General features: G+C 58.4%; 9 protein-coding genes. 6 read left to right on the top strand and 3 right to left on the bottom strand.

What is annotated here, in order from left to right; all coding sequences use genetic code 11:
* Positions 1–85: 85 nt before the first annotated feature.
* Positions 86–532, bottom strand: a complete 447-nt coding sequence (locus tag BN1188_RS00295; protein WP_040259178.1) for a DUF411 domain-containing protein — start codon at positions 530–532, stop codon at positions 86–88.
* Positions 533–1,145: 613 nt separating this feature from the next.
* On the opposite strand from BN1188_RS00295, the gene BN1188_RS00290 reads away from it, so the two are divergent.
* From BN1188_RS00290 to BN1188_RS00280, 3 genes are read left to right on the top strand one after another with little or no spacing between them, the layout of a single operon-like run.
* A complete protein-coding gene (locus tag BN1188_RS00290) occupies positions 1,146–2,408 on the top strand; it encodes a TolC family protein (protein ID WP_052469086.1) in 1,263 nt (420 codons plus the stop codon).
* Positions 2,405–3,859: an efflux RND transporter periplasmic adaptor subunit gene (locus BN1188_RS00285; RefSeq protein WP_040259177.1), complete on the top strand. Its 1,455-nt coding sequence runs from the start codon at positions 2,405–2,407 to the stop codon at positions 3,857–3,859. The genes BN1188_RS00290 and BN1188_RS00285 overlap by 4 nt, the downstream gene beginning before the upstream one ends.
* Complete coding sequence (locus BN1188_RS00280; protein WP_040259176.1) at positions 3,856–6,999, top strand: efflux RND transporter permease subunit; 3,144 nt, start codon at positions 3,856–3,858, stop codon at positions 6,997–6,999. Before BN1188_RS00285 ends, BN1188_RS00280 begins: the two co-directional genes overlap by 4 nt.
* Positions 7,000–7,086: 87 nt before the next feature.
* On the opposite strand, the gene cueR is transcribed toward BN1188_RS00280, so the two are convergent.
* Positions 7,087–7,485, bottom strand: coding sequence for a Cu(I)-responsive transcriptional regulator (cueR, locus tag BN1188_RS00275; RefSeq protein ID WP_040259175.1), 399 nt, complete (start codon positions 7,483–7,485; stop codon positions 7,087–7,089).
* Positions 7,482–9,866, bottom strand: a complete 2,385-nt coding sequence (locus BN1188_RS00270; RefSeq protein WP_040259174.1) for a heavy metal translocating P-type ATPase — start codon at positions 9,864–9,866, stop codon at positions 7,482–7,484. Before BN1188_RS00270 ends, cueR begins: the two co-directional genes overlap by 4 nt.
* A gap of 157 nt (positions 9,867–10,023) precedes the next feature.
* Between BN1188_RS00270 and BN1188_RS00265 the strand changes: the two genes are divergently transcribed.
* From BN1188_RS00265 to BN1188_RS00255, 3 genes are all read left to right on the top strand, one after another.
* Entirely contained in the window at positions 10,024–10,221 is a 198-nt protein-coding gene (locus BN1188_RS00265; protein WP_040259173.1) for a heavy-metal-associated domain-containing protein, read from the top strand.
* A gap of 231 nt (positions 10,222–10,452) precedes the next feature.
* Positions 10,453–11,136, top strand: coding sequence for a heavy metal response regulator transcription factor (locus BN1188_RS00260; RefSeq protein ID WP_040259172.1), 684 nt, complete (start codon positions 10,453–10,455; stop codon positions 11,134–11,136).
* A complete protein-coding gene (locus tag BN1188_RS00255) occupies positions 11,133–12,506 on the top strand; it encodes a heavy metal sensor histidine kinase (RefSeq protein WP_040259171.1) in 1,374 nt (457 codons plus the stop codon). Before BN1188_RS00260 ends, BN1188_RS00255 begins: the two co-directional genes overlap by 4 nt.
* Positions 12,507–12,514 lie beyond the last annotated feature (8 nt).

The following is a 12,514-nucleotide window of genomic DNA, read 5'->3' as shown; positions in this document are numbered from 1 at the left end:
TGCCCTACTGGCTGTGCATTAAGCCTGGCTCAGCCTCCAAGAAGAACCAGGCGGCTCCTCCTGAGGAGCCGCCTGTATGGAAGCCTTAGGGCCTGGCGTCATACGTTGCGACCGTTTCCTGCTGTCCGGCAACAGTCACCCCAATGACCTTGTAAGCGTGCCGGGCAGTGCCGTGCTCCATGCCCGGCGAACCCAGCGGCATGCCGGGGACCGCAATCCCCACCAGGTCAGTACGTTTGCTCAGCGCTTTGAGCTGTTCTGCCGGCACATGCCCTTCCACAAAGCGACCGTTGATGACGGCGGTATGGCACGAGCGCAGCCCCTGTGGCACACCAAGCTGCCCCTTCACAGCCGCCATGTCTTGCTCCACCTGGTCATTTACCGTGAAGCCCTCAGCCTCCAAATGTTTGATCCAGCCTTTGCAGCACCCGCAATTGGCATCACGGTGGACATCGACCTTAAGCGTCTCCGCCGCCTGAGTGGTACCGGCGATAAGCAGGGTCGCCAAGGTCATGATTGTCTTTCTTTTCATCGTTGCTCCTGATTGAAGCCAGGCCCTTTGGCAAGAGGCTGCTCGAATAGTCACCTGGAATGGAATAGCCCAAGGATATCTTCCAAGCTGCCACGACCCCATTACAATGCTGTAAGCAAGGCGCGCCATAGCTGGCCCAGCAAGCGTTTCGCTCTATAATCAGCCTCGGTGACAGCCAATGGTTTGGCTCGCTTCATGGAATCCTATGGCTCGCGTGGTTTTCGTACTTGCTCTTATTCTAAGTCTTCTTCTCCCCGCTTATGGCCAGGGTGGCGGGCCGCTGCCAGCGGAGCCATGTCCAATGCAAGCAGTCCAAAAGCGCGCTCAGACACCGTGTGCGGATATGGAGAAAAAGGTCAAGGATAGCCAGACAGCGCCATGCAAATGGGGACAGGATTGCAAAACCAGCTCTCTGATCAGCCTGTTCATCCTACAAATCCCAAAGCCGGGCCCCCTGCCGGTTCACGCCTGCGTAGCTAGGCCAGCGCCTCAAGAGGCCTTCGCTACGCCTTGGCGTCCACCACGCTTCGTGTAATTCCTTTGTCCGAACGCATTACCAACGGCGCAATACCGCTGGGGCTGCGTATACATTGGTTTCGCATGGAGGCAGGTCATGCCTGTTCGTCCCGCTTTTGCCGCTGGCATACCCAGCGCGCTTGCACTCTTGCTGCTTGTAACTGCGGCGCAGCCGGCCCTGGCTGACGCCCTTACTTTCGATTATGCGCTGAAGCTGGCAGAGACAATGGCCCCTGAAAATCTAGCCAGGGCCGCTCAGGTCGCGTCGGCAAATGCCGCCATTCGCCCCGCTGATGCGCTACCTGATCCCAAGCTCTTTCTGGGCATCGACAACTTGCCCGTAGAAGGGCAGCAGCGCTACTCATTGGACGACGACTCAATGACGATGCGTCGGATCGGGGTTATGCAAGAGGTTCCTAACAGCGACAAGCGCCGTGCACGGCGCCATTCGGCTGAAGCCTTCGCTGAGCTTGCGCAAGCCGAGCAGCGCCAGGCTCTGATCAAGGTCAAGCAGGACGTTGCCGCCAGTTGGCTGAGGCTCTTTTATGCTCAGCAACGCTTTTCCGCTTTTGATGACCTGTTGAAACAGCTCAACCTACAACGCTCTACGGTACCTGCGCTGATTGCCGGGGGAACAGCAAAGCCTGCTGATGCTGTGGCGCTCGAACAGGAGACGTTGGACCTTGAAGACAGGCGCGATCAGCTGATCAGTGATGTAGCCGGCGCCAGGGCGCAACTGCGCCAGTTCCTGGGTGCGCAAGGTGACCAACCCTTGGCTGGGTCGGCGCCTGTATTGGAGTGGTCAGCTACTCATAGCCAGCATGGGCTGGCCCATCATCCCGATATCCAGGCCGCCGCCGCTCGGGTCGGTGAGGCCAAGGCCGAGCTGGGCGAAGCAGTCGCCGAGAAAAAGCCCGACTGGGGCGTGGAGCTTGGTTATGGCAACCGCGACAAGCGATTCGGCGATATGGTCAGCCTACAGGTGACGTTCGACCTTCCACTGTTCACCGGGGCCAGGCAAGGGCCGCGAATCACATCAAGGGAAAAGAACCTCTCGCGCATGGAGCAAGAACAGGAAGTGATGCTACGCAGTCACCAGATGGAGTTGGAATCGGGGCTGGCTGAACAGGATCGCTTACGTGCGGTACTCAGGCGAAGCACCGAGAGCGCTATACCGCTGGCCCAGCGTAGGTTCTCCTTGGAAATGGCAGCTTACAAGGCTGGCAGCGCTGACATCGGCACGGTCGTTTCTGCGCGCCGGCAGCTGATTGAAGCGACTTTGCGCAAGGTCGGGTTGGAGGAAGAGCTGTCGGTTCTGACCGCCAAACTCTTCTTTGCCTACGCGGAGGGCGCGCAATGAAGGGCTCATACGTGATGGGTACGTTGTCCGCCGCCTGCCTGGTAGGCGTGGGGGCTCTGCTTGGCTTTTGGCTCGGCACGGCAAGCGAATCGACAGCTGTCGAACCTGGCACTACCACGACCCAAGCGCGCAAGGCGCTGTATTGGTATGACCCCATGAAGCCAGACCAGCATTTTGATAAGCCTGGTCGATCGCCGTTCATGGACATGGCCCTGGTTCCAAAATACGCCGATGAGCAAGCGTCAACATCCTTGGGACTGGCGGCAGGAACAGTGCAAAGCCTGGGTGTTCGAACCGTGCGGGTGCAACGGGGGGCATTGCCATCAAGCATTGATGCCGCCGGCACTTTGGGATACAGCCAGCGGGAGCTGGCCACGGTCCAGGCCCGTGCCGACGCCTACGTTGATAAGGTCTACGGCCGGGCTCCGGGCGACGTATTAGCCGCCGGCACACCGCTTGTAGACCTGCTCATCCCTCAGTGGTCCGCGGCGCAGCTTGAATACCTGGCTGTAAAACAGACCGGAGACTCTCAGCTCACTGCCGCTGCGAAAGAACGCCTTCGCTTGCTGGGAATGCCCGGATCCACCATTGCAGCTGTAGACCGCACCGGCCGAGCGGCTGCCGTACAAACCATCGTGATGCCCATCGCCGGTGAGCTGCTGACCCTCGACGCCAAGGCCGGAATGGCTATCTCCAAAGGCCAGGACCTGGCTCGGATCAATGGGCTTTCGAGGGTATGGCTGGACATCTCCGTACCTGAGGCTCTGACATCCAGTGTGGCGGTGGGCAACCCCATTTCTGCCTTTTTCGTCGCCTGGCCTGGCCAAGCTATACAGGGAAAGATCATTTCCATGTTGCCCTCCGCTGACAGCGCAACGCGGACGGTCACGGTGCGCGCTGAACTACCCAATGCCAACGGGAAGCTTCGTCCAGGCATGTACGCTCAGGTTCGCCTGCAGGGTGAAGAGCAGCCCTCTGTACTCCTAGCCCCGAGCGAAGCCGTAATCCGCAGCGGTAAGCGGTCCTTCGTCATGGTTGCGTTACCCGAGGGGCGATATCGACCGCAGGTGGTCGAACTGGGCAAAGAATCTGGGGGGCAAGCAGAAATCATCAAGGGCCTGACCGAAGGAGATGAGGTAGTCAGTTCAGGGCAATTTTTGCTTGATTCGGAAGCGAGCCTCCAAGGCCTGCTCGCGCGTGAGGGGCCCTCCGACGGAGCACAATGGCACACAAGTACGGGTCAGATCATTGACCTGGACAGCGAGACCGTCACACTGGCCCATGGCCCGTTCCAAAGTCTTGGCATGCCCGGCATGACCATGACCTTCCCACTGGCGAGGCCGGACGTGGCTAAAGGGCTCAAGGTGGGTGATCACGTCGCCATTGGAATTTCCCAAAGCGACGCTGGGCTTATCGTTGAACAGCTCTCCAAGCAGGAGACTGGCCAATGATTCGCCGGCTGATCTACTGGTCTATCGCCAACCGATTCCTGGTGTTGCTAGCTACGCTCGTCGTGGTAGCCGCAGGGCTCTGGGCCGTGCGCAACACACCACTGGACGCGCTGCCTGATTTGTCTGATACCCAAGTCATCATTCGAACCAGCTATCCCGGTCAGGCTCCACAGCTTGTGGAGAATCAGGTGACCTACCCTCTGACCACGATGATGCTTTCGGTGCCAGGCGCAAGGACGGTCCGAGGTTACTCGTTCTTTGGCGACTCGTTTGTCTATGTGCTCTTTGAAGACGGGACTGACCTGTACTGGGCGCGATCAAGGGTGTTGGAGTACCTCAGCCAAGCGCAGGCGCGCATGCCAAAAGGCGTTACGCCTAGTCTGGGGCCTGATGCAACGGGCGTGGGTTGGATTTACCAATATGCGCTCGTTGACCGCTCGGGTAGCCACGACCTCGCTCAGTTACGGTCGATCCAGGACTGGTTCCTTCGGTACGAGCTCAAGTCCCTCCCTAACGTGGCTGAAGTCGCGACAATCGGCGGCATGGTCAAACAGTACCAGGTGGTACTCGATCCCCTGAAGCTGGCAGCGTACGGAGTAACCCAACAGGAAGTGACCCAGGCCATCCAGGGCGCCAACCAGGAAGCGGGTGGTGCGGTATTGGAGATGGCCGAAAGGGAATACATGGTCAGGGCGTCCGGCTATCTGGAAAGCCTGGAGGACTTCAAAAACATTCCTCTTCGGACCTCTCGCAATGGCATCCCGGTGTTGCTCGGGCAAGTTGCCAATATCCAGCTTGGGCCTGAAATGCGGCGCGGCGTTGCTGAGCTGGACGGCAGAGGTGAGGTTGTGGGCGGGGTCATTCTTTTGCGCTCCGGCAAAAATGCACACGATACCCTGATTGCCATTAGGGAGAAGCTGGAACACTTGCGCACCAGCCTGCCGGCTGGGGTTGAAATAGTCACGACCTATGACCGCTCACAGCTTATCGATCGCGCCATCAGCAATCTGGGTTTCAAGCTGCTTGAAGAATTTGGGGTGGTCGCGCTGGTCTGCCTAGTCTTCCTCTGGCACGTACGTTCCTCGCTGGTGGCCATCGTGACCTTGCCCCTGGGCATCTTGGTTGCCTTTCTTGTGATGCACTACCAGGGCGTCAATGCCAACATCATGTCACTGGGGGGGATTGCGATTGCCATCGGGGCGATGGTCGATGCTGCAGTAGTGATGATCGAAAATGCGCACAAACACATCGAGGCGTGGCAACAGCAGCATCCTGGAGAGCCGCTGGAAGGCCAGGCTCACTGGCACGTAATCGCTCAAGCCGCTGCCGAGATCGGGCCGGCTGTGTTTTTCAGCCTGCTGGTGATTACGTTGTCTTTCTTGCCTGTTTTCACGCTACAGGCCCAGGAAGGCAAGCTATTTGGGCCTCTGGCCTTCACCAAGACCTATGCAATGGCAGGCGCGGCAGGGCTCTCGGTGACGCTGGTCCCCGTGCTGATGGGTTACTGGATCCGGGGAAGGATTCCATCCGAGCATCAGAACCCTCTCAACCGCGGGCTGATCGCGGTGTACCGCCCGGCAATCGACACGGTTCTGGCGTGGCCAAAACTCACCTTGCTTATCGCCGCCCTGGTGTTTTTCTCGACGCTTTTGCCTTTAAGCCGACTGGGGGGAGAGTTTCTTCCTCAAATGGATGAAGGCGATTTGCTGTACATGCCATCGGCCTTGCCTGGTTTATCGGCCAGCAAGGCGAGCCAGCTGCTCCAGCTTACTGACCGAATGATCCTCTCAGTTCCTGAAGTGGAGCGGGTATTCGGCAAGGCGGGACGTGCGGATTCAGCTACCGATCCTGCGCCGTTGGAAATGTTCGAGACTACTGTACGGTTCAAGCCCAGGGAGCAATGGCGAGCCGGGATGACCCCTGAAAAGCTGATCGAGGCGCTGGACAAGGCGGTACAGGTCCCAGGCCTCTCGAACATTTGGGTGCCCCCCATTCGCAACCGCATCGACATGCTTGCCACGGGCGTTAAAAGCCCGGTGGGGATCAAGGTGGCCGGCACCTCGCTTGCGCAGATAGACCAGGCAACTCAACAGATCGAGGCCGTGGCCAAGCAAGTCGCCGGTGTCCAATCCGCACTGGCGGAACGGCTGACAGGAGGACGCTACGTAGACGTACGTATCAATCGCCAGGCCGCAGCGCGTTATGGCATGAATATCAGCGAGGTGCAGGCAGTGGTTTCTGGTGCCATTGGCGGAAGCAACATCGGCGAAGTCGTGGAGGGGCTCGCCAGATACCCTATAAACCTGCGCTACGGGCGCGAATGGCGAGATACGGCACAGGCGCTAAAAGGGCTCCCCGTCGTCACCAGCAGCGGCCAGCAAATTACCCTATCGATGGTGGCAGATGTCAGCATCACCGACGGCCCACCGATGCTGCGTAGCGAAAATGGCCGGCTTTCGGGTTGGGTCTATGTGGACGTGCGTGGGCGCGACCTTGCCACGACAGTGAAAGAGCTTCAGACACAGATAGCATCCAGAGTCCAACTGGCTCCCGGCCTCACTGTCTCGTACTCGGGTCAGTTCGAGTACCTGGAGCGGGCAAACCAGCGCCTGCTGTGGGTGATACCGGCTACCCTGGCGATCATTTTCGTGTTGCTGTACTTCACCTTCGGTACGGCCAGCGAGGCGCTACTCATCATGGCGACGCTGCCTTTTGCGTTGTCCGGCGGAATCTGGCTGTTGTATGTCCTGGGCTATAACCTGTCCATCGCTACAGGCGTGGGCTTCATCGCCCTTGCCGGCGTTTCTGCCGAGTTTGGCGTCATCATGCTGGTGTACCTGCGCAGCGCCTGGTCGCCCCGCCTCGCAGCAGGACATGGAACCGAGCAGGATTTGACAGAAGCTATCAAGGAAGGCGCAGTGCTCAGGGTGAGGCCCAAGGCGATGACGGTGGCCGTGATCATCGCGGGGCTGCTGCCCATACTCTGGGGGTCAGGGGCCGGTTCGGAGATCATGAAGCGAATAGCAGCACCGATGATAGGGGGTATGCTTACCGCACCGCTGCTATCGATGCTACTGATTCCAACATGCTATTTCCTCCTCCAGGCTCACCGTATTCGAGCGCGACGATTAAAGATCTGAGTACCTGAACGTACCCTGATTCGTAGGTACCGCAAGTGCAGGGCGCCTGGCTTAACACGCTGGCTGGCCTGACATCAGGGCTTTGCGCTATTTGCCCTCGACTCCGGCCAGCGAGTCGAGAATGGCGCAGGTAGAATCGTTGTTGCCCTGGCATTCATTGATCAAGGCCTGCAGCGTATCGCGCAGGCTGATGAACTCCTCGATTTTGCGGTTCAAGTCCTGCACATGAGCATTGGCCAGCGCTTTTACGTCGGCACTGGCACGGTGTCGGTCGCGTTGCAGTTCGAGCAGGGTGCCGACTTCCTCCAAGGAAAAGCCCAGGTCTCGAGCACGTTTGAGAAAAGCCAGGGTATCCAGATCGGCAGGCCGGTACTGGCGATAACCGCTTGCTGTTCGTATGGCAGGCTCAAGCAAACCAATGCTTTCGTAATAGCGCAGCATCTTGGGCGTCAGCCCACTGGCGTGTGCAGCTTGGCTGATGTTCAGGGTGTGTCCTCCAATGCCGGTTGCCAGCGTTTGAGCAGCAGGGCATTGCTCACCACGCTTACGCTTGAAAAGGCCATGGCTGCGCCGGCAAAAACCGGATCGAGCAGACCGAACGCTGCCAATGGGATGCCGATCACGTTATAGACGAAGGCCCAGAACAGATTTTGGCGGATTTTGCGGTAGGTGCACCGGGCGATATCCAGCGCTGCCGGTACAAGTCGTGGATCACTGCGCAGTAGGGTGATTCCGGCAGCATGCATGGCCACATCGGTACCGCTGCCCATGGCAATGCCGACATCGGCAGCCGCCAGGGCGGGCGCATCATTGATACCGTCGCCGACCATGGCCACCCGTGTGCCCTTCGCCTTGAGGCCTGCAACGACGGCCGCCTTTTCGGCCGGCAGTACCTGGGCATGAATGTTCTCAATGCCCGTCTGAGCAGCGACCTGCCGGGCACTGCTCCAGGTATCCCCGGTAATCAAATGGCTGCTGATCTGACGTGCTGCCAAGGCCGCTACAGCCTGCTGGGCGCCAGGCTTAAGCGCATCGCCAAACGCGAGCAAGGCCAGCACCCTGGGCGCAGCGCCCAGCTCGATCAACCAGGACAAGGTCCGGCCTTCGGCGTCCCATTGCTGAGCGTGTTCAGCTAACGCGCCTGGCTCGAGCCCTAGCTCTTCAAGCCATCGGCCATTGCCCAAGGCAAGCTGCCGGCCTTCGACAGAGCCTTGGACACCACGACCAGACAGCGCACGGACGCTGTCAGCCACTGGGGTATCAAGGTCGCGTTCACTACAGGCCGCCAGAACAGCACGACCCAGGGGATGTTCACTACCTCGTTGCAAGCGGCCCGCCAGTGCCAAGGCTTCCGCTTCGGGGATCGAAGCTACCGCTATATGCACCAGATGGGGCTCCCCTGAGGTCAGGGTACCGGTTTTGTCAAAGGCCACCGCTTGCACGGCATGGGCGACTTCCAGGGTTTGTGCATCCTTGATCAGGATGCCGTGACGTGCCGCAACGCCGGTGCCTGCCATGATTGCAGTTGGAGTGGCCAAGCCCAAGGCACAAGGGCAGGCAATGACCAGTACGGCTACCGCGTTGATCAGCGCCGTCTCCCAGCCGCTCCCTGCCAGCAGCCAGCCCACAAGCGTTAACAGGGCAATGCCGAGCACCACCGGCACGAAAATTTCGCTGACCTTGTCCACCAGGCGTTGGATGGGTGCCTTGGCCGCCTGCGCGTCTTCAACCAGACGAATGATCCGCGCCAGTACGCTCTCTCCCCCAAGGGCTGTGACCTGGACGATCAGCATGCCTTCACCGTTGATGGAGCCACCAATGACCTTGTCGCCGGCTTGTTTGGCCACCGGGCGGCTCTCGCCACTGATCAGGGCTTCGTCCGCATGGCTGTCGCCTGTCTCAATGAGGCCATCCACCGGGATGCGCTCGCCGGGCCTGACCCGTACGCGTTCTTTCAGGCGTAAGTCAGCCACCGCAACCTCCTGCTCACGGCCATCAGCTTCCAGACGTAGGGCGCGCTCGGGCCTTAACCCCTGAAGCGCACGTATGGCTTCACCGGTCTGCCGCTTGGCCCGGCTTTCAAGGTATTTGCCCAGACGGACCAGGCCAATCACGACAGCTGCAGCTTCTAGATAAAGGTGGGGGAACTGGCCGGGCACAGCGGTCGCGGCTTGGTAGACGCTCAAGCCATAAGCAGCGCTGGTCCCCAGGGCGACGAGTAAATCCATATTGCCAGTGCGGGCCCGTAGCGCTTTCCAGGCTGCGCGGTAAAAACGGGCACCGAGCAGGAATTGCACCGGTGTGGCCAAAGCGAACTGAAGCCACACCGGCAACATGATGTGAATGCCTAACGGTTGCAGCAGCATGGGCAGCACGAGCGGAGCGGCCAGCAGCAAGGCTGCGATCAACGCCCAGCGCTCCTGTGTGAGTCGAGTATTTTCAGCGGCTGGGACCTTGGTAGTGGGAGGTTGAGCCTGGTAGCCCGCGTCCCTTACGGCGGCGATCAAGGCCTGCACAGACGTGCCTGCTACGGCAGTGACATGGGCCTGTTCGGTGGCTAGATTGACGCTGACCTCGCCCACGCCGGGCACTTTGCGCAAGGCCCGTTCGACACGGTTAACGCAACTGGCACAGGTCATGCCGGTGATGCTCAATACGAGGGTTTCGTCCGGGACTCCATAGCCGGCGCGGGTAATCGCCTCACGTAAAGCCGGCATGGCGTCCTGCGGCGCTTCAATTCGGGCTTGCTCGTTGGCCAGATTCACACTGGCTTCCTGTACGCCGGCCACTTTCTTCAGCGCACGCTCCACGCGACCGGCACACGCGGCGCAGGTCATCCCTTGGATAGGTAGATTAAATTCAGCCATGGCGGATTCCTCGCTATCAATCCGTAGAGGATCAACCTTGACCTCATGTAAAGGTCAACCTCCAACCGCGCCTAACGCTTCAGAACAGAAGAGGCTTGACCTTGACCTCATGTCAACGTTGAAAGTAGCGCTGCCCCCCATGATTTGGAGACACGCTATGTATCAGTTCAACGTGCAAGGCATGAATTGCGGTCATTGTGTCAAATCGATCACCGCAGCGGTCACTGCTTTGGATAGTGAGGCCGCGGTCGATGTGGACTTGGAAAGCCGTACCGTACAGGTTCAAAGCCGCCAGCCAGCGCAGGCCCTGCTCGAAGCAATCCAGGAAAAAGGCTATCCCGCTGAGCTTGCCTGATTCCTGTCCTTCCCTTGGGTTCAGGCTTTCCTAAGACGGTTCTTTGCAAAAGAAACGGCGCCTGGACAGGCGCCGGAGACCAAGGAGCGGAGGTCTTTGAAGGGAGCTGAGCCCAGACTAGCCCTTGGCAGCTGACGTGCACCTGATTTGCCGATTACATTTGTGTAAGGTGGCACCAAACCTATCGGTTTGTCGGCAGACTAAACCTCATCTGTAAATGAGGTTGCTGTCATGAAACTGTTGGTGGCTGAAGACGAACCTAAAACCGGCATGTATCTGCAGCAAGGCTTGATGGAAGCTGGATTTAGCGTAGATCGGGTAATGACCGGTACCGAGGCACTAAACCAGGCACTAAGCGAAGCCTATGACCTGCTTATTCTCGATGTGATGATGCCAGGCCTCGATGGCTGGGCAGTCGTCAAGAGCGTGCGCGACGCTGGCCAGTCTGTCCCCGTGCTGTTTCTCACGGCACGAGACGGCGTCGATGACCGGGTGAAAGGGCTTGAATTGGGAGCTGATGACTACCTGATAAAGCCTTTTGCCTTCTCCGAACTATTGGCACGTGTGCGAAGCCTGTTGCGTCGGGGCAGTACTGCCCAGACCCAGACAACCATGCAGATAGGTGATCTTCAGGTGGATTTGCTCAAGCGCAGGGCCACCCGCTCAGGCAAGCGAATTGACCTCACCGCAAAAGAATTTGCCCTCCTCGAACTGCTTATGCGCAGACGGGGCGAAGTGCTACCAAAGTCGCTCATTGCCTCTCAGGTCTGGGACATGAATTTCGACAGCGACACGAACGTGATCGAAGTGGCGATCCGAAGGCTGCGCGCCAAGATCGATGACGGTTTTGAAACCAAGCTGATTCATACCTCGCGTGGCATGGGCTATATGCTCGACACTCAGGAAGACGTATGAAGCGTGGGTCATTGACGCTGCGCTTGAGCATCATGTTCGTGGTTTCAGTCGTAGCCGTGCTGGTAGTAGCGGGCACCGCTTTCAACGAGCTGAGCAGACATCACTTCAGAGCCCTGGATAAACAAGCGCTCGTCGAGAAGCTTGAAGCCACACGGCTAATCCTTAACAGCAGTGAAAGCGCAGAAGCCCCATCAGGTATTCAGCTGCAGTTACGCGCCTTACTGAGCGCACACCCTGACCTATCGGCATTAGTCCTGGCATCAGACGGGTCCGTTGTTTTCTCAGCCCCGCCTGACCTTGAGCTTCCGTCTCTGGATGACGGTAAATTGCGCGATGACGTCTGGGAATGGGGGCATGGTCACCATCTCTACCGTGGTTTGACCGCCAAAGTGGTGCAAACAGCCCGAGGGCAAACCTTCACGGTCTGGTTAATCCTGGACGTAACTACCCACATGCATTTTTTTGCGCTATTGCAATGGTGGTTCGGTGTGGTTTTGCTAGGCAGCGCAGTATTGAGCGCCCTCCTCGGCTGGCTGGTGGCCAAAAGCGGCTTGAAACCGGTCGCTCAGGTAACGCAGGTCGCAGCCTCGATGTCGGCAGGCTCGCTGAAAAGTAGAATACCGCTTGAGCCGGTGCCGGATGAGCTACGGGAGCTGATAGTTGCGTTCAACTCCATGCTCGCGAGGCTCGAAGAGTCGTTTGTCAGGCTCTCCAATTTTTCTGCGGACATTGCCCATGAGTTGCGGACCCCGCTTAGCAATCTCAGGACCCACGCTGAGGTGATCCTGGCCAAAAAGCGCACGCCCGATGCTTACGAAGAAAATCTGTTCTCGAACCTGGAGGAGCTTAACCGACTTTCCACCATCATCGATGGCATGCTTTTTCTGGCCAAGTCGGACAACGGTTTGGTATTGCCAAACGCCTCGTCATTCGAGTTAAGCGACGCGGTAAAAAAACTCTTTGGCTACTATGAGCTCCTAGCTGAAGATAATGGTGTGAATCTATTCCTAGAAGGACAGGGTAAAGTAGTTGCGGATGCGGTCATGGTGGACCGGGTTGTGTCGAATCTTCTTTCAAATGCCCTGCGCTACGCCCCGGCGGGAACGACTATAAAGGTTAATATCCGCAGCGATGAGAGCACGATTCAGCTAGCGGTCCAAAATGCTGGACCGGCAATATCTGCAGAGCATGTTGAGCGTATTTTTGATCGTTTTTATCGGGTTGATCCAGCAAGAAGGGAAGGGTCAGGAAATTCTGGGTTGGGCCTTGCCATTGCCCGATCGTTGATGCAAGCGCACGGTGGTCAAATATCCTGTAAATCAAACGAACATATGACTACGTTTACACTCGTGTTCCCTCGGAACAATTGATTCAGTTT

Origin of the sequence: Pseudomonas massiliensis (genome assembly GCF_000826105.1) — a bacterium.
Lineage (GTDB): Bacteria > Pseudomonadota > Gammaproteobacteria > Pseudomonadales > Pseudomonadaceae > Aquipseudomonas > Aquipseudomonas massiliensis.
The sequence above is the reverse complement of the archived record's forward strand: the minus strand, read 5'-3'. Positions and strand labels throughout refer to the sequence as shown.